This window comes from Paenibacillus sp. Leaf72 (assembly GCF_001422685.1).
In the GTDB taxonomy this organism is placed as follows: Bacteria; Bacillota; Bacilli; order Paenibacillales; family Paenibacillaceae; genus Pristimantibacillus.
Window position 1 is genome coordinate 1 of the sequence record NZ_LMLV01000017.1, and the last position, 19,198, is coordinate 19,198.

A 19,198-nucleotide genomic window follows, 5' to 3' on the forward strand; every position below is an offset into this window, starting at 1 on the left:
CCGGACCCATGTAATGCTCCCTTACGCGCGAGGATTCTTCATCCATGGAAATAAGCATCGCATCGTACACGATTCTTTGTAATGGATTGGTGTCGTCTGCAATCCCAAGAGCTTGCATAAAGGCACGATCTTTCTCTGTGAGTTCTTCTTTCTTTGCCACTTTTAATGTTATTTCCTTCATCTTYGAGGMAACATCCGGCATGCTTCCAAAAATGTAATCGTTCGAATTAATCTTTCCACCGGGAATCTCTTTCTCATCGGTTACAATCTKTCCATCTTTGACAACATATTGGTAGCCCTCCTGAAATCCTTTGARATATTCAAGCGGATTATCGGATTCRTAGACAGCATACATCGAGTTCATATAATGAAAGTAGGCTTGAAGCGCTTCATCCGAAATATCTTTATTGATCACGGTCCCGCCGGATATCGTAAAATAGGTGTGCAAAGCTGGGCCATTGACCCCATGAGGCARCGGATAGGGTTTGAACATCGCCGTAGGGTTGGTCGCGAGCAGCATGGAACCMGGATATTGGATGAAGAAAGAAGGCGCTGCGACAATCCCAACCTTATTRGATGTGACCGCGGTGACAATTGTATTGGGGTCATGTAACGCAATATCGCTCGCAAAATACCCTTTATCCTTCCACTCTTTCATCTTCATTAAGCCCTGCTTGACCCCCGGNGGTGACAATTGTATTGGGGTCATGTAACGCAATATCGCTCGCAAAATACCCTTTATCCTTCCACTCTTTCATCTTCATTAAGCCCTGCTTGACCCCCGGTAGAATTGAACCATTTTGAAGCTTGCCGTCTTCTCCTGGATACCATCTTTCCGGCATGGCCCCGTAAAGTCCAAAGATCCAGGATCCGTCTCCAAGGGTGCTGCCAGTCATCTTATCCTTCATGGCAAAATCCAGGGCAAACGTATCTTTCTGCCCATTACCGTCTGGATCCTGATTGATGAAGGCATCCATGACCGTTTCCAGCTCTTCTATTGTAGTAGGTGCTTTCAACTTGAGCTTGTCCAGCCAGTCCTGACGGATCCATAAAACGTTGTTTGNGAAGGCATCCATGACCGTTTCCAGCTCTTCTATTGTAGTAGGTGCTTTCAACTTGAGCTTGTCCAGCCAGTCCTGACGGATCCATAAAACGTTGTTTGATTGCCCGTAATCTGTAGAAGTTCCTGGAATCGCCATCTTTTTGCCGTCTCGAGTGACCGATAACCAGGGATCTTTTATATCGGCTAACGCACTTTTCCAAGTTGGAGAGGCATATTTCTCGAACACTTCTTCCACTTCCATGAACTTGCCCGAATCGATGAGAAGATTGGTGTTAGCGGGACTGCCCGACATTACGATATCTGGCAATTCGTCGTTCGCAGAGAGCATGAGTTTCAATTTCGTATTATACGAACCATCCGTAGCGCCGCCTGTCCATAAAGTTTTAATCTGTACGCCAAATTTGTCCTCGGCCCAGCGGGTGAATACATTGTCCGTAACGGATTCCCCTTCTCTATATTTATAGCCCGGATTTTCTCCCTTAACGGTGGTAAATGACGCTGCCGGTTCAATTTTTCCATTCACGACATTTAGTGTTTTTGTTTGCGTGTTCGCCTTTTTATTTTCGCCGCTGCCCTGATTATTGGTATTACTGCAACCCAGTATCCCTGTCGTTAGCAGCGTTGCAGTAAGTGCTGTGGTCAGCACTCTCGTTTTCATGTTCATGTAGAACCCCCTGATGATGTTTTTTGAATTCACTTTAATTATAAAAATTCGCATACGGTTATTAAATAACGCTTTCGCAACATCACATATCGTATTCTAAACAGGCGTGATAGAGGAATTTGAACATCAATATCGCATTCCAAAGTTATGTTCATATTCCAAGTGATACGCATTGCCATTGGAAGCACAAATTCATATAATGGGGTTACCTCTTTGCAAAGGATTGTTGTCATGTTAAAGCAATATCGAACCTTTCTCAGCGCGGTAATTATTATTTTATTTTCAACGATAGTTGTCTTGATGATGTATTCTTACACCGTGGAGACTAGTTTAAGCACTGTGAAAAAGGATATTGAAACGAACAACCTGAACCGACTGCGTATCTTGGTCAATTCCTTAGATTACAATGTTGAGCAGCTTGACATGCTGTCTGTTGCTCTAAATGCGGACTCCAAAATGGGGCTGCTGAAATCTGTGGACCTGATGGATAATTACGATCAGGATCAGCTTATGCTTGATCTCTCGGACAAAATGAAACTGCAAAGCTTTACACAGGGCTGGAATGTCCAAATTGACATTTACTCAACCCTGCTGAACAAATGGGTAGGTTCATCTCAAAACCAGTCACCCCCACCAGCTGACTTGGCAGAAGGGCAATGGATATTGGATAGGTCACAAAAGTTATTCTCCATGTACAGGAAATATGATCAGTTTACGGTTCGGGTAACCTTTCCTAAGGCTAATTTGGAAAATATGCTAGACTCGGCCAAGTTAGAAAATAATGATCCCTTTTTTTATTACTCTGATTCCATCATCATAGCAAACCGTTCCTTTCATACCACTCAAGTCCAGGAACTGGTCTCCAAAATGTCACCAAAGATGCGGGATAAAAACGAAGGAACCGAGTTAATAACAGCCGGTAATATAGATTATATGGTCAGTTTTTTGAAAGCGGAAACATTAGGTTGGTACATGGTGGATTATGTTCCTCTGGACAAAGCGCTCCAACCCATTGTAAGGACACAAGTCTTCTTTTACATCACCTGTGTTCTGTTATTTTTGTCCGGAATGGTAACGGTTATTTTTTTCTACCGGAAAGTACAAGTCCCCATTCTCACCTTGCTGAAAGGTGTCCGTCATCTACAAAAGGGTGACTTCTCGCACCGGATCAGCAGAACGTCCAATGCTGAGTTTGCTATTCTTTATCACAATTTCAACCATATGGCACAGCAAATCGAAGACTTGATTGAAAATGTATACAAAGAAAAAATCATTTCAAGAGAAGCATTGGTTAAACAACTGCAGGCTCAAATTAACCCGCATTTTTTATATAATTGCCTGTTCTTTATCAACAATATGAACCGTATGGGAAATGACGAAGCTGTGAATGCCATGACCCAGAACCTGGCTGAATATTTCAGATATACAACGCGGATCAACGATCCGCTTACCACCCTTGAAAAAGAAATTGGCGTTGTCCGTAATTATCTTAATATCCAGAGTTTGCGAATCAACCGCCTGCATACGCAAATCAATATTCCGGAATCCATGATATCCTTGCTTGTTCCCAAGCTGCTTATTCAACCGTTGGTAGAGAACAGCGTAATTCACGGAATTGAGAAGAAGCAAAGTGCCGGGCTTATCCACATATCCGGTACTGACGTTGGAGACCGGTACTCTTTGGTCGTAGAAGACGACGGGAGAGGCATGCAGCCGGAAGAGATCCAGAGCCTGCTGCACCGAATTGAACAACCGCTGGATGAGACAATGGGCTGCGCCTTATGGAACATACGGCAACGAATGCTTATTCAGCTAGGCTCCAAAGCGAGCTTGAATATTGCTCAGAGTAAGCTAGGTGGAATTCGCATTGAGCTGATCTGGGATAACAGCAACCCATCGGAGGAATAAAGCCTGTTTGTTGGCGTACGTAAGATTCTGCGGCTTTAAAGTTGGAATAAAATAGCATACCAACAGGAAAGCAACCATTTCAATTGTTCTCCTATATTATTTTGTTTGAGTCATATTGAAATTCTTCCCCTTTCAAAATTATTCATTGCTGTAATAAGCATAAGGCAGCAATATAAACTGAAAATTCACAAGTAAGAAGTACGGTTATCAACTAATGATTGACGATGAACGAAAATCCTGAAAAGAGGAACGGCAGTAGGAGCGGGATTGTATCCAACTCCTACTGCCGTTCTATCTTACAGTCCTATGCTTTGCTAATCATTTCTCAATGTGGAACCCTCACGTGGAGAACTGCTGGAGCGCAGCATCCATCTGCTCAATAACGCTATCAGGCTGACTGTTTAATTCTCTCAAGACCCATTTTGTAATTTCCGTTTAGGGTGAAGATATGTTGGCTGGATTTCCCAAAGGTAGATCGTATGATTTCTTACGATACAAACTCTATTGTTGCTTTTAAGGATGCAAGACTTAAAGACCATGATTCCTTCTTTTTCACCCCAGAAGCAAATGTAATCCTCCTCTTGTTTGATACTGAATTGGCGAGCTGAATGAGGATCTTCTCTCGAGTAACGATGATTTAAAATAAGCCGGAGCAGAATTAGCACATGAATCATGCTCCGGCAGGTTAGTCATAAGCTTCGATCGTCCTAATTTAATGGATCTACCGTTTCCGGATTATATTTATCAGATTTACTAAATTCATCTGTATCCGTCCCTTTGATAGCTCGCCAGTCTTAATGGCTTGTTCGATCGGAGTGACAAAGCTGTCATCAGGTCTCCCGGGTGCGATCCAGCTGACACCCGCGTTAACCAAAGCAGGCATTCCTTCATCGCCATAGCCGTTCCAGTCTGTCATGACATAGCCAGTAAACCCGAATTCATCACGCAGAATGCCCTGGAGCAAATCCTCGTCGTTCGAGCAATATGCACCGTTTGCAGCATTGTAACCCGTCATAACCGTGTCCGGCTTATTTACTTCAAAAGCAGCCTCAAACGCAGCCAGATACAGCTCTCGTGCCGTCCTTTCGCTCATAAGGCTGTGATTCATATTTCGCATCATCTCGGCATTGTTGGCAAAAAAATGTTTCATACAGCTTGCAATCCCGCCAGCTTCTAAGCCACGGCTCTCTTGACCAGCCATACGTCCTGCCAGAAACGGATCTTCACTAAAATATTCCGTATGCCGCCCGCAGAGAGGATTTCTCTGAAGATTAAGAGCTGGAGCCAAAATACAGTGTAAATTCATACCTTTTGCCTCATGCGCTATGGCCAGCCCTTCTGCGTAGGATAACCCCTCGTTGAAGCTGGCACAAATCGTAGTGGAGACTGGAAACCCGATGTTAGGTTCAAACATATTCAGTCCATTATTCCCATCGGCAAAGAAGTATTCCGGAATTTCATATTTAGCCAAAGCCCCTTCACTGTAAAGAGTTCCGGCAAAACCGTTATCCTCCATTCCCCAGCCCGTGCGGCCTCCAACTGCCAGGCGCGCCAGCTCATATTCATTCATCTGGGCTACGAAAGGCACCACGAGTTTTGGATCCTTGACAACGTCAGAAAACTTAATCAAATCTTTACTGTTATGCTCCAGAGGAACTTCATTGCCTCTTTCCACCAAACGTGCAGTTTTGAATGGAAGAGTCCCGTTTGCTTCATCAGCACGGTAAGCCTTCGTCAGCTCACCTTTTGGATAGGTTCCAGCGAGATCTTTGACAGACAACTCTTTAATAGGAAAAGGAGGAACCAACCTGTTCTTTGTCTTTGAAACTATAATTTTTTCATCCATATCTATAGACCAGATGGCTGTAGCCCTGTTCGGTGCTCCTCCAAGGAAGAAATGAATCGTTCCCGCCTCAATGACCCAAGCAGCCTCTGATTCGTCATAGGATTTAAGACGGTATTCATTTATCTCTAAACGAACGGTTTCAGATTCACCTGGGAGAAGCTCCTTACTTTTAGCGAATGCAACCAGACGCTTATCAGGCTGCTCCAGTCTTCCGCCTTCGTAGTGTGCATACACCAGAACCACTTCCCGGCCGGCTCTGAAACCTGTGTTTTTCACTTCGATCTCCAGACTTGAGCTGCATTCCCCCGTGTTTACGGCGGATTTCAAACTCACATCAAATGTTGTATAGCTAAGGCCATGTCCAAATAGAAAGGCTGCAGGCTTGTTAAAACTATCAAAGTAACGATAGCCTACATAAAGACCTTCTTCATATACGGTTGTAATATAGCTCAAGGACTGCCCGTCGTATTTATGAGCGATCTCTTCTTTCGTCAGAAAGTTCCGTGAACTAGGGTAATCGTGGTAGTCGTATGCCCATGTATTGGGCAACTTGCCTGATGGATTAACCGTTCCCTCCAGAATTTCTGCCAAGGCACGGCCTCCAGCCATACCAGAAAGACCAGTCAGCAGAACAGCGTCCACTCCATACTGGTCAATCCAGCTTGACTCGATCGGATAGGCTACGTTCAGAACTGCAACTGTTTTTTCAAAAGCAGAAGTTACCTGTAAGATCAAATTCCTTTCATCATCGGTCAGATAATAACCGCCTTTGTCCATTGGAGATTCATGTGCCTCACTGCTGCCACGACTTAGAAATATTACAGCTGTTTGACTACGTTCCTTGGCTTTTTCGACAATACTTTCAGGAGGGAAAATATCCTTTTCGTTCGTAAAAAAGTCATACAGCTCCTGATTAAGTACTAACGATGAGTATTTGTCGATGCCTTCCTTTACTCTGATTCCGTATCGGGGATTAATTTTGCCTGCTCCCAGACAACCTAATCGGAATACGATAGCTCCTGAACCAAAAACGTTAACATAGCTGCCAGATGCTAAAGGAAGAGCATCGTTGTCATTTTTAAGCAGCACTGCTCCTTCACGCGCAGCCTGAAGGACAATGGCATCATGTTCGGGGTAGCGTATTCCTGGCTCTATCCGCGGCAAAGTTTTCAATTTAAAGGTATACTCTGGAATTTCATTGCCTTCCGTGTCATAGGCTCCTGCATAACGAATTTCATATTCTTTGTCATAGACTAATAAATACTTGCGCACGACGATACCGACTAGTTGTCCAAACATATTCGTTGGTTTTTCAATAATCGGAGATTCTGTCATTACTCCATCAATAAAGATCATTCCAGGCCGCTCCGGATCAATGGTCATAGAGGATTTGATACAGTAACAGCCGGAATAGACCAGTGAAATCATAGATTCCCGGCGGTCCATATCGTCGATATTATAATCGGGTGCTGTAAAAAGGGACATTAGTGCCTGCTCTTTCTTTTGCAATCCCGCCAATAGTTCAAAAGTTCCATCATTTTGCACAACATATCCCTCGTTTCAGTATCATTTCTTATCAAGTAATTCAAGGCCAACATCTTGTATATTGCCATTCATTGCATTCCACAACCAATCTCTCAAGCTATAGCCATGTGATAGAGGCTTAGAGAAGCCTTCATCTTGTATTAAACAATGCTGCGTACCCAGCAGTTCAGGATCAGCACCTGGAGCTGGAGTATCGAACAAAAAGATACCGATACCAGGAATTCCAACCTTAAGCTCCTGGACCATATCCTTCAAATCCTTTTGGAACTGGATAGCTTTATCTCTATCAAACTTTAACTGTCCCTGATCCACATAATTCTGATATCTGGCTAATTCATTATCTCTTACAGAACAGATATAAAGATATTTAACTTTATCTCTCTTATCGGCATATAGCCCACGTAACCAATCCAGACATATGTTACGGCTATTTAACGGCTTCCATATCGCTTCATCAGCATGCCAAACATTTTGAGCGATATGTTTCCACTCGTCATGTAACAACAATGAAGAATCAGGGCAGCAGGTTACATCTTCACATTCCGGAAAATAGCTCATGATGTCCGAAGCTAAACCTGAAGCTCCGAAGGCTCCTGCACTTGATCCGGTAATTAAAAGTTTTTCCGGGGAGACCACGTACTGTATGACTTCATCCAGAAGCATTCGATAATTCCTGTATCCATGATGATGTACCACCGCAGGAGAGCCATCCGGAGCGGTATAATGAAAATCCCCATTTCCCACATGAAAGTCACCAGTCACATAGCCGACGAAAATACAATTCCAATTTCGATACGGATTATCTATTGCCTGGTCGAAGATTCCTTTATTTAATATCAAATCAATTGCTGGCAGCAGATCAACACTAGAATAAAAATTCTCCACTTCTCCTGCAGAGATATCAAGTACAGTTGGCCTAGCTGCAGTATACTCATTGATTGAAACTCCGCCACCAGAAAAGCTGACGATTAGATTGGGCTCTGTGCCTTTTCTATAGTACCCCCAATAAGGAGAGCCATTTGCCGATACCGCTCCAGGAATCGGTACCCGATACCATTGTCCAATCTCTGGGTCGCCCTCTAATACCGGAAATTTATTTGCTTTAGCAAATACCAGAAATTCTTCAATACTATTAAACATAATACCCCCTCCTTAGTAACCGTGCCTTTGACCGCATTAAATTTCAAGTATCGTGCTGCAGGAAACCCTCGTCTCTACTGTTGAGAACACCCAACCTTACCCTCATTATAGTTTCGATTCATTTCATCTTGATATACAGCAATATAAACATCAGTATCGCATTCTTAAGGCTGGTGAAAAAAACGATTCTGCTACCGGCTCCTCAAACAGACTGTTAAAGAGCTTGGAATAAGTACCTTGCTTTTCATAAGCTTGGTTAGCAAAAATTCATGTAACCGCTTAACATATTAAATTCGCAGCCTCTGCAGAGAATGCAATATAGCAAACTCATCAATAAGCTCAATTTCCCGCCTATGAGCTTCCTGCACAATTCCTTCATGAACGGATAGATCAAATCTGAATAGATTGGATCTAGGGTATCTTAAGTATTTTTTTCATCACAACACCTTCCTCTTAACAAATACTAAAGCTGTTTGATCTCATTAATAATCTCTAACGCAAGGTCTTCACTCTGAGGAACAACACCGAAGGCAGCACCTCCATTACTGCTGTGAGTTTGTCCCTGATAACGTATCATCCGTACAGGTACACCCGCTTTAGCCAGCTGGCTGCCGTAAAATTCACCTTGCAGGCGTAAAGCATCAAACTCGTTCGTAATAATTAGCGCTTTCGGTAAACCTTCAAAGCTCTCCGCCATCATCGGCGAAATATAAGGATGGGTCGGATCCGCATCACCTATGTATGCGTTAATCATGATGTCCATATAGGTATCATTATTTGGATCTTTCACTTCCGGAACATATTTTTTCGTTTCAGGAGCAACATAAAACTGTGATGGGTCCCATTTGTACCCTGGCGCTCCCTTTTTGGCACAAAAGACTACCGGTACAATCGGAACTTGCAATGCAATTAAAGAAAGTCCTTCATCCCGGGCTTTTAATGCAAGGACGGTAGTGAAATTGCCTCCCCCACTGCCTCCGCCTACCGCGATTTTTGTCTTGTCAATGCCATAAGTATCAGCATTATCGTATATATGCTTCAAAGCATTGTAGCAATCATTCAGACCATTAGGAAACTTAAACTCTGGGGATAATGAGTAATCAATATCAAACACCACAGCATCTGCTTTTTCAGCAATTAATCTAAGCACATTGTCATTTGGAGTCGGGCTTCCAGCGAACCAACCACCACCATGAATATGGAAGAAAGCAGGACGAAGCTCTTTCACCCCAGGCACACTGTAGCGCCAAAGTCCCACCTTGTTCCCTCCAAGTTCCAGTTCCTCAAACTGCACATCTATATCCTTCTCGAAACGGTCCTCCAGAAATGTGTTGATTTGACCATCTGCTTCTTTTTTCATCATGGTGCGAAGAGCAATCAACAATTGATCAGGACTCATTTGCTGCATCATGGCGTTCAAAGTATCATTTGTATTGGCTGTGATGGCTCCGTCTTCACGTGTCAGTGCGGTTGGATTCATCGTTTCGATAACCCAGGGATCCATATAACCTGCCCTGTCTTCTCCGGGGCTCTTTTTCACAACGATCTCTATACCATATTGCTCGACTGTTTCATGCGCGTTTTGCAGTTGAATAATATCTTGCTCATTATATTTTCTTATCATAATGCCCCTCCAAAATTATATTTACCGCTTCCAAGAAAGGATGTCCCGCCATCATTAGGTACAATTCCCAGTTGTCACTTTTTCATTTCAATTTCATCTTTTGCGGTCTTACTTTAAGCTCAGTCTGCATCTTCTATGACTCCTTTTCCGTCATTTATATATGTGTCAATTAAATAGTAAACTAAAGACTAGGAAGCAGATATAAAGGAATTGAAACAATAACATCGTTATCTTAAGCTTCACGGAAAAATACAGCAAATTCTTTATTTTTTCCAGCATGTCTTTGTATACTCACGTTATGCTTACCTCTTCTGTAGTTCTTCGGATTGTTCGGATCTCAGGTTCATATACCGCAATCTCAGGATAATGATAATCTTGTCTCTCATAACATTGTTGCTGTAAAAAAATGCAGCACCCTGTTGTATGTTAACAGAGTGCTGCATAACGAATCATTAAACTAATATTGTTTATTTAATAGATTTAACCCATAACTTTTTACATTGCCGTTTACAGCATCATACATCCATTCAGCAATACTCTTATCATCCGTTATTTTTTTAAACACTTGAGGCACAACTAATATGGTATGTTGAGTTAATTGTGTATCTTTCTCGATCGCTCCTTCAAAAATAAACACCCCAACATCTGGTATTTTTTCTTGAAGATTATTAACCATTTCTTTTAAATCACTTTGAAAAATATCTCCTCTTTCCTTGGAAGTTGCAAGAGTTCCGTCACTTATATAGCCTTGATATCTAGAAAGAATTGAGTCTCTTACAGAACAATCAAATAAAATTTTGACTCTATCATTATAATTTTCTTTTAAAGCAACTAAGCTATCTAGAGTAATATTGTCTGTTGTTAATCTATCAGATATTTCTTGTGGAGCATGCCATAACTTCTCAGCCGTTTCATGCCATTTATCATATAAAAGAAGTGAACTATCTACGGCAACAGTTATATTATCAGTATTTGGAAAATGACCAATGATATCATCAGCAAGCAGTGCTGTGCCAAATCCGCCAGCAGAAGAACCGGTAATTACTAAAGCTTCCGGATCATTATTGATGTACTTCAATGCCATATTCAGCATGTTTGTATAGTTACTATAACCATAATGATATTTTACATCTTTTGTACCGTCTTCTTTTACATATTCATATGCTCCAGTTCCAGCATGAAAGTCTCCTGTTGAATAGGGTACTACAATTACAGTCCAATCTTTAAAAGGATTTTTATTTTGCGTTCCACTAATACCCCATTTAGCCATGATATCTCCGTCTTCGCTAGCTACATTATAAAAGCCATTTTTTATACCTTTTATATTTGGTCTTTCTTCCGTGTAATCATTTATACTAACTCCGCCACCATAGAACTCAATTAAGACTTTATTTTCTTTTCCAATTCTAATATTTCCGTGCCACTGTTCACCCAAAGCAGACTTAGCGTCATCTGGATAAATATTATACCATTTTCCAACCTTAGGATTCTCCGGTAACTCTGGAAATTGAGCTGCGAAATAATGTTTGAATACAAAAAAACCACTAACACCTATTGCAATAATTATCAGAAAAATTATAGCTGTTATTTTCAAACCTTTATGTTTTTTCTTTTTTTTATCTTCAGCTTTCATAATTGCCTCCTAAATTTTTAGTAATATACACCGCCGCCAATCGAGTAGGAGGGGGCGTCTAGCCCCCGACCTCTCACACCACCGTACGTTCCGTTCGGTATACGGCGGTTCATGAAATATTCCGTAAGGAGTGGTATCTGTCCAATAAGCTCTTGAGTCCATTGGATTCCCAGTATTGGTTATTCAATGCTCGTTGCAGAATTGGACTTCCTGCTATTCGCCAATACCCTTTTCGGGTATTTCCCCATTCATAGGCTTTATTCTTAGGCATGCCTAAGGATACAAGCCTTTTGACTTTGGTTCTAGGGTTCTTCCATTGCTTCCAAAGGCACATTCGTAGCCTTCTTCGTATCCACGCGTCCATCCTTTGAAAGATACTTGGCGTATCCGCAAGCGAGAAGTACCCGCACCATCCCATAAGATAGTGGTTTAGTTCCTTCATTCGCTCTTCCATCTTCATTGATTTCTTTCGGGAGGTTATCTCTCGAATTCTGACCTTCGCTTTCTGTAAGGACTGCTTTGCAATTCTCACTTTTGGATCTTTGTCTATGCTAAAACTAAACCCTAGAAACTTCCGTTTCCATGGGTGGTCTACCGCGCTCTTGGCTTGGTTGACCTTGAGTTTTAGCCTCGTCTCGATGAATCGGGTGACGGATGCCTTGACTCGTTCACCTGCTCTTGGCGTTTTCACGTAGATATTACGGTAAGTAGCCCGAGGGGATCGCACCCTCAGGCCCTCTCAGAACCGGACGTGAGCCTCTCAGCTCATCCGGCTCCCATTATCCAGCCGCCGGTAAAATGCCTATTCTCCAATGGGCAAACAGTTCAGGAAGGTTCTTTGCCAGTCGTCCCAGCCATCGAATAGCCCGTATCTTGTGGCGTGCCAGCTTCTTGTATTTCCGCCGAGCCCACACGACCAAAGCATCATTCATATGGCGCAATACCGGGTATAGTTGCGATTTATAGAAGTGCCCGTAATAATTCATCCAACCTCTTATCGACGCATTGAACATCTGAGACAAGTCCTCTATTTCTTTGTCTGGTTTCAGGTGCATCCGCCATCCTCTAATCGTCTGCCTCATCGCCTTGCACGCTTTATTGCTTACTGCAGGCGTAAAGTTAATGAAGAATTTTCCGAATCGATTCTTGGACCGTCTTGGACGAAAGGTATATCCTAGAAAGTCGAACGTGATCTCGGGATGATCTTCCTTGCGGTCATCGTCTTTGCAATACACGATCCGGGTCTTCTCCGGATGCAGTTCCAGTTTGCATGTCCTGAACCTTTTCCGGAGTTCCTCTAGCCGTTGTTCTGCCTCTTCTTTCGTTCGACAGTGGATCACTGCATCATCCGCATATCTTGCCCACGGGTTTTCAAGATGCCCTTTCGTCATCCAGATATCGAACGTATAGTGCATGAACAGGTTCGCCAGTACCGGACTGATCACGCCGCCTTGCGGCGTGCCAGAGGTTCTTTCTCTCTTGCTCCCGTCCTTCATTTGAAAGGGAGCCTTTAACCATCTTTCAATGTAGAGGATGACCCACGGACTGTCTGTATGCTTCCTAACCGCCTTCATCAGCAACTCGTGATCGATAATCGAACAGACCTCTGATGTCAAACTCCAACACCCAGTCATATCGCCAGCATCGTGTTCTTGTTACTCGTACCGCATCAATGGCAGATTTTCCTGGCCGGTATCCGTACGAGTCAGGATGGAAACTAGGCTCTACTCTCGGCTCGAAAACCAGATTTACTGTCATTTGCGCAATACGATCTCCCACGGTTGGAATTCCCAATATCCTCACTCCACCGTTCTTCTTCGGTATCTCTACCGCTTTGACGGGCGGAGGAAAGTAACTTCCCGAGGACATTCGATTCCAGATTTTATAGAGGTTGTCTTTCAGGTTGGCTTCAAACTTTTGAATGGACTCTTCGTCCACTCCGGCTGCTCCTTGATTCGCTTTGACTCGCTTGTACGCTTCCCAAACGGTATGCCTTGAGATTTCATACGGCTTTGTTTTGTCCATTTGCTCCTCCCACTTTCGCGGTTGACGTATTTTCAAAACAGGATAACACAGCCCCTTGTCTCCGCCACCTTTTCAGTGGGTTCATTGCTACTACAGGCTATTCCGCCCCTATGCTCCGCCTCTGTACTTTCATCCTTGCGGGATTTCCGCTTGGATTTTTCCATTATCATCGGAGCCTTAGGTTCCCACGTTCCGAACAAAAGCCTGTGTTACGTTCACGCCGCCTCCATGCCGGTCACCATCTGGACAGTAAACAGGTTTCCTCCAGACTCTTCCCAGGTTAACGACTCCCCCCTGGTTTTGATGACATTCCTACGCTTTCTACACTTTATCAGCCATTGACTTGTGTTCGTCTCCATAACACGTACCTGACAGAGTCTTGCTCTGCCTTTTTCCTTAACGCTCACCACCACGGCTTTTGACCGCAGCAGCTTAAGGTGGTTTGAAGCCTCCGCCTGTACAGCGGCTCCGAAGGGCCCGCCTTCATCTTTTGTTCAGCATTGCTTGGCTCTTACGCGCCTTGCATTCGTGGCGCACAGTCGTCCGCATAGCGGACGAAGCGGTGTCCACGTCTCTCTAGTTCCTTGTCCAATTCATCCAAGACAATGTTGGATAATAACGGACTCAACGGACCGCCTTGTGGCGCGCCTTCCGTAGTCGGCTTTGTTAACCCGTTTTCCATCACGCCAGACTGAAGGTATTTACGTATAAGCAGAAGAACTTTCTTGTCCTTCACTTTCTCCGCAATCTTCATCATTAGACGGTCATGGTTGACGCGATCAAAGAATTTCTCCAAGTCCAGATCAACTACGAATCGATATCCTTCTTTCATGAATTCTGTCGCTTTCCTCACCGCATCATGTCCCCGCCTTCTAGGACGAAATCCATAACTGTGCTCGGAAAAGGGTGGATCGAACATTGGGGTTAACACCTGGGCGATGGCTTGCTGTAGCATTCGGTCGGTCACGGTAGGAATTCCTAACTTCCTGACACCTCCGTCATTCGGTTTCGGGATTTCGACCCGACACACGGGGCTCGGCTCATAGGTTCCCTCTTCTATCGCTTGCCGTATCTTCTGCCAGTTTTGTACAATGTGTTCGCGTAAGGATTTTACGGACATCCCATCTACGCCATGGCTTCCTTTATTCGATTCGACTCGCTTTAACGCTTGTAGAAGATTTTCCCGTGACAGCAACTGCTCCAACATTTTTTTCAACCTCTCTTTACGTGATTTGTGCCTTCTTCTTGTGCCAAAGATGAATTCTGCCCTGCCGAAGCTCCACACGGGATTCACCGCTTCCTTCTTCAGTCAGGTCCTTTCGGGTTTTCTGCTGTCATTACTCATCTTGAACGCCTAGCTGCACAAATGCCTATTTCATGTTCAGCCCTTCCGCTCGTGTTGCAACACGAAAGCGTACTATGGCGTCTGCTGACTTCTGTACGTTCAGCTTACTTTCACAAGTAAGGTTATGGAAGTTCTTCCACGTTCCGTACAGATCTCCCCAGGTAAGAACGCTATCTTCCTCTCCATCTATCTGCTTCATTTACTCTCGTACGCCTTTGGCAGTATGGACTTTGGTTTGTTTAGCAATCTCATCCAACGTACGCTAGCCTTATATGAAGTTCGTGTTCCTCAGACCGGAGATTTGCCGCCGGCTTCCTTCAGATTTCACCTCGTGGAGGACACCCTTGCCTTAAGCTAATGACTACTACTGCCTTCGCCATTCGGGACTTTAACCCTAGAGATAGCGCCCATGCTGGGCGCACTAAATAAAATTGCTAACGCCATTTTTTGATACAATGAAAAGATTCTCCCTCATTTCCATTTGATTCCCCCTATTTTTCTTGTCTTTATTCGTTATATGTTGCAACCTCTCTAGTATAGCTATATAAAATAAACCGAAAATCAACTGATAAGTTTATCTTAAACAAAAAAGCATTGAATTTTAACGAATTATGAGATTGATAAATTAATCAAGGCTATAATAACGTTCAGAATCAATCAAATTTCACATACGATAAAGAGGCGCTGCCTCCAAGTGATGTCGGAAGTAAAAGCGCCGGTTTCCCGGCGCTTTAGCATATCTTGACTTATATAATTCAGTAATAACACGTGAATTTTTCAATCATGAGCCAGCGCTCCTACTGGAAAAATATAAAGTCCTTCCTCTGTCCAGCAGATTATCGCATATTGGAGAATTGCGTCAGTGCTGCATCTATCTGTTCAATGGCACTTTCCGGCTGGCCGATCATTGTCATCAAATCCCTAAGCTTGATATTCTTGAAAAACGGGGTCATATTCGACCCTTTTTCCGTTTTCTGCGCTACAATCACGTCCAGAACCGCAATGACCTCGGTCAGCAGCTGCTTCACTTCAACCGGCTGCTTCCGCAAATGGGCCATGGTGCAGTCTGCAGACAACATCTCATCCCAGTCTCCGCTGACTTTACCAGAACAAGCAGGGGCACCGAGGCCGTCCGCCTGCAGTGTACCGAACACATCTTTCAGCCATTCGATGCTGTCCTGTACCCAATGTGAGACACGATTGCAATTTCTATAAGGATTCAAGTAGCTTTCACCGGTGCTAAATCCATGCATACCATAGGCATAGATATGAGACTCAAACATAATTCCATTGTCAAGCAGCGCCTTTTCAAAGTCCACCGTATCCTGCACTGGTACAATACTATCATCCCGAGTGGCGAACAGGAAAAAGGGACAGGTATCTTTGTCGACATCATTAATCGGCGAAGGCATTCCCGGCTGGCACATATCTGCTGTTTCTTGTGATAGAGCCGCGTAACCGAGGATCGCCGCATTAGGCCGGTGCTTGCCTGTAGTGGCTGCACAAGCGGCCAGATGTCCGCCAGCCGAAAATCCGAGAACCGCGATCTTGTCCTTCTGCACATGCCATTCATCCGCCTTGCTAAGAATCAGCTCCATAGCCTGCTCGTAATCATTAAGTGGATTGGGCCAATCCTTGTGCTCTCCCGTAGAATAACGAAGAATGAAGGCTTGAAATCCGGCCTTCATATAAGGAGCAGCGACAACCTCTGCTTCCCGGTCAGAGCAGAAGCTATATCCACCGCCAGGCAGAATCAGAATGGCTGGGCGCTTCTCCAACTTGCCAAATTCGCCGCCTACATCTTGAATCCAAGCAGAAAATTTTACATTTCGTGTTTCATTCAAAATCAATTCATGTACTTTCATATCATTCAGACTCCCATTCCATTAATGATAGATGGCTCTGTTTGGGCTTCCGTCAATCGGAGCGCTAATCGGATAATGCGTGAGGCACAATCCTGAACTTCCTTACGTGTCAGCGTGACAGCGTTATTGGTGCCAGCAAGGGCCGTCAATACATCCGTGTAATCCATTTCGCCGCCGGGCATCATCACATCGTTGCCAGCCTTAATGCTCTTTGCTGCCGTAGCGTAAGGATACTTTTTAACCCCATGTTGAACACCGCCTACGACCCAGTCCGAAATCACTATCCCGTCAAAGCCCCATTCCTCGCGTAAAACACCGTCGATAATGTCTTTACGCTCAGAGGTGTGAACCCCGTTGAGTAAATTATAGGAGGTCATTAAGGTGTGGGGCTGTGATTCTTCGATGCAGATTTTGAACCCGCGCATATAGATGTCCCGCAGAGCTCGCTCGCTGACGACACTGTTGGAGCGGAAACGGTTGGTTTCCTGATTGTTAGCTACGTAGTGCTTAATTGTTACACCACAGCCGGGATGACGCTGTACACCCAGCGTAATGGCTGCAGCCACTCTGCCGCTGATAAGCGGGTCTTCGGAGAAATATTCATAATTCCGGCCGCATAGCGGACTACGGTGTATGTTAAATGCCGGAGCAAGCCACAGATGCACACCAAAGCGCTCCATCTCATCACCTACGATATCACCGCAGGCTCGGCAGAAATCCAGATTCCAGCTTTGAGCTAGAGCCGTACCTATAGGCAATGCAGTACAATACTGGTCGAAAATCCTGCCACTACGCTCCGCTCCGCCCGAATTTTGCAATCCAAGAGCCTGCATCACCGTATCATCCATAAAATCAAGAAGTGCAGACGGAATTGAATCTCCTACGGCATAAACGCCCGATTCATCCACACCGTACTGACGGCTGAGCCGCAGGCCGGCCGGACCATCTGCCATGATAAGAGAAGGAACGCCTTTTTCTTTCAGCCGCGTGGTGGTCTCCCCAGCCGCACCTGCTACCGCAAAGGCTGCATTGCCGATGACGCTGCCGCTCTCGTTACCGGAGCGATAATGCCCTACACAGAGCCAGGCCAATTCACTGTCTGATAGCCCTTCGACCAGATCCCGTACGGCTGAGTCGATTTCCGGCACAACAGGCTTCAACACTGCGGCAAAAGCATTTGCACTAAGATCCAATACCGGAGCATTGGCTCTTTCATCGGCTTCCCCGGCATAAGTCCATTGCTGCGCTTCCGGCTTCCAGTCGTCGAAATCCGGCGTGCCGCCTGCGTGGGACAGCTGCCGTATAATTAACTCTTGATCCATCCGAATGATGCCGCAAATACGGGTGTCCCGGCTGCTGTTTCCTACGCGCAGCAGATAATCACCCGCTTCCAGCACATCAACGGCGCGCTCTGTATCGAATGAGGACAACTCTTCCATTGCAAAGCTCAAGGTAACCTGCTGAGACTGCGCTGCAGCCAGCTCTTCGGTCTTGGCAAAGGCCGCTAGCGTCTGGAATGGCTGGTCCAGTTTGCCTGAAGGAACCGAGACGTACAGTTGAACTACCTCCTTACCAGAAGTAGAACCCATGTTTTTAACAGTTACGGTCACATTGACATGGCTGCCGTCCAATGAGACAACTGACTCAACAATACAGAATTGTGTATAGCCCAGACCGTAGCCAAAGGGGAAAAGCGGTGTTTTGGCTATGCTGTCAAAATAGCGGTAGCCGACATATATGCCCTCGCGGTAGCGGGTATCGTCCTCTTGGCCGAAATCTCCAATCGGGGAATAATCATCCCAGGCAGACCATGTTGCAGTCAGCTTGCCGGAGGGATAGCTTTGGCCGAGAAGCACATCCGCGAGCGCATCGCCGGTAACCACGCCCAACTGGGACAAAATCAGGATATTAGACACCTCTAACACCGGTGTCAGGTCGACCACACCACCCACATTTAGCACCAGCATAAAGTGACTGTAGGTTTTTGCAAGATTTAAAATGTCACGAATCTCAGTCTGGGTCAGCTTCAAATCACCGTCTACAGCATTGCGATCCGATCCTTCCCCTGAAATGCGCGAAAGCACGTAAATCGCCGTATCGCCAGCTCCCTCAAACGGCAGTTCGTATTCCGGTTCCGGCATTACCGCGCCCATGCCCAGCATAATCGCTGGAACGCCGGTGGCCTGAGCCTTGGACTTGATGCCAGCAACAAACTCCTGATGAGCCTGCTTCTGCACACGATCGTAACGATCCATCCAGTCCTTGGTGGTGATAGTAAACCCAGCATTCTCCAAGCCTTGCTCCACTGTGACATAGAACCTAGAGTTCACGTCACCTGATCCGGTACCGCCTTTGATCGTCTGGCGCGAGCCACTGCCGTACAGGGCGATCTCACCAATATTTCTAAGTGGGAAATCGCCATTTGTCTTCAACAGAACCATACATTCTGATGCATGATTACGTAAGGTATCGATGTGCTCCAATTCATAGGGGTATAATTCCAATAACGTCATTCTCCTTTTATTAAAAAGTATGGTGGC

10 protein-coding genes and 2 pseudogenes are annotated in these 19,198 nt (G+C 44.8%); 1 reads left to right on the plus strand and 11 read right to left on the minus strand.

Going from position 1 to position 19,198, the window contains the following annotated elements:
* The coding region (locus ASF12_RS18335) for a hypothetical protein (RefSeq protein ID WP_155973277.1) at window positions 1-658 on the minus strand (658 nt) is incomplete at its 3' end.
* Window positions 659-1,958: 1,300 nt separating this feature from the next.
* Here ASF12_RS18335 and ASF12_RS18345 point away from each other — a divergent pair.
* The gene (locus ASF12_RS18345; protein ID WP_162241912.1) at window positions 1,959-3,635 is read left to right on the plus strand and encodes a sensor histidine kinase; all 1,677 of its coding nucleotides are present in this window, start codon (window positions 1,959-1,961) and stop codon (window positions 3,633-3,635) included.
* 721 nt (window positions 3,636-4,356) lie between these two features.
* Here the strand turns inward: ASF12_RS18345 and ASF12_RS18350 are convergent.
* From ASF12_RS18350 to ASF12_RS18390, 10 genes and pseudogenes are all read right to left on the minus strand, one after another.
* Entirely contained in the window at window positions 4,357-7,026 is a 2,670-nt protein-coding gene (locus ASF12_RS18350; protein WP_155973281.1) for a glycoside hydrolase family 3 protein, read from the minus strand.
* A gap of 21 nt (window positions 7,027-7,047) precedes the next feature.
* Window positions 7,048-8,166, minus strand: a complete 1,119-nt coding sequence (locus ASF12_RS18355) for a pectin acetylesterase-family hydrolase (protein WP_056037680.1) — start codon at window positions 8,164-8,166, stop codon at window positions 7,048-7,050.
* 463 nt (window positions 8,167-8,629) lie between these two features.
* A complete protein-coding gene (locus ASF12_RS18360) occupies window positions 8,630-9,790 on the minus strand; it encodes an alpha/beta hydrolase (protein ID WP_056037683.1) in 1,161 nt (386 codons plus the stop codon).
* A gap of 457 nt (window positions 9,791-10,247) precedes the next feature.
* Entirely contained in the window at window positions 10,248-11,423 is a 1,176-nt protein-coding gene (locus ASF12_RS18365) for a pectin acetylesterase-family hydrolase (protein WP_056037688.1), read from the minus strand.
* 109 nt (window positions 11,424-11,532) lie between these two features.
* A pseudogene (locus ASF12_RS18370) lies at window positions 11,533-12,123 on the minus strand (group II intron maturase-specific domain-containing protein); the annotation flags it as partial.
* A 79-nt stretch (window positions 12,124-12,202) separates the two neighbouring features.
* On the minus strand, window positions 12,203-13,057 hold the full coding sequence (locus ASF12_RS36180; protein WP_327204925.1) for a reverse transcriptase domain-containing protein: 855 nt from the start codon (window positions 13,055-13,057) through the stop codon (window positions 12,203-12,205).
* Complete coding sequence (locus ASF12_RS36185; RefSeq protein WP_268795447.1) at window positions 12,984-13,448, minus strand: reverse transcriptase domain-containing protein; 465 nt, start codon at window positions 13,446-13,448, stop codon at window positions 12,984-12,986. Before ASF12_RS36185 ends, ASF12_RS36180 begins: the two co-directional genes overlap by 74 nt.
* A 535-nt stretch (window positions 13,449-13,983) precedes the next feature.
* Window positions 13,984-14,655, minus strand: a pseudogene (gene ltrA / locus ASF12_RS18380) (group II intron reverse transcriptase/maturase); the annotation flags it as partial.
* A 974-nt stretch (window positions 14,656-15,629) separates the two neighbouring features.
* Entirely contained in the window at window positions 15,630-16,658 is a 1,029-nt protein-coding gene (locus tag ASF12_RS18385; RefSeq protein ID WP_056037692.1) for an alpha/beta hydrolase, read from the minus strand.
* A 5-nt stretch (window positions 16,659-16,663) separates the two neighbouring features.
* Complete coding sequence (locus ASF12_RS18390) at window positions 16,664-19,171, minus strand: glycoside hydrolase family 3 protein (RefSeq protein WP_235533206.1); 2,508 nt, start codon at window positions 19,169-19,171, stop codon at window positions 16,664-16,666.
* Window positions 19,172-19,198: the final 27 nt, after the last annotated feature.

Excerpts from the sequence above, each read along its gene's own strand:
- ASF12_RS18345 (WP_162241912.1), top strand. The coding sequence starts at position 1,959 with ATGTTAAAGCAATATCGAACCTTTCTCAGCGCGGTAATTATTATTTTA.
- ASF12_RS18355 (WP_056037680.1), bottom strand. The coding sequence starts at position 8,166 with ATGTTTAATAGTATTGAAGAATTTCTGGTATTTGCTAAAGCAAATAAA.
- ASF12_RS18360 (WP_056037683.1), bottom strand. The coding sequence starts at position 9,790 with ATGATAAGAAAATATAATGAGCAAGATATTATTCAACTGCAAAACGCG.
- ASF12_RS18365 (WP_056037688.1), bottom strand. The coding sequence starts at position 11,423 with ATGAAAGCTGAAGATAAAAAAAAGAAAAAACATAAAGGTTTGAAAATA.
- ASF12_RS36180 (WP_327204925.1), bottom strand. The coding sequence starts at position 13,057 with ATGACTGGGTGTTGGAGTTTGACATCAGAGGTCTGTTCGATTATCGAT.
- ASF12_RS36185 (WP_268795447.1), bottom strand. The coding sequence starts at position 13,448 with ATGGACAAAACAAAGCCGTATGAAATCTCAAGGCATACCGTTTGGGAA.
- ASF12_RS18385 (WP_056037692.1), bottom strand. The coding sequence starts at position 16,658 with ATGAAAGTACATGAATTGATTTTGAATGAAACACGAAATGTAAAATTT.
- ASF12_RS18390 (WP_235533206.1), bottom strand. The coding sequence starts at position 19,171 with ATGACGTTATTGGAATTATACCCCTATGAATTGGAGCACATCGATACC.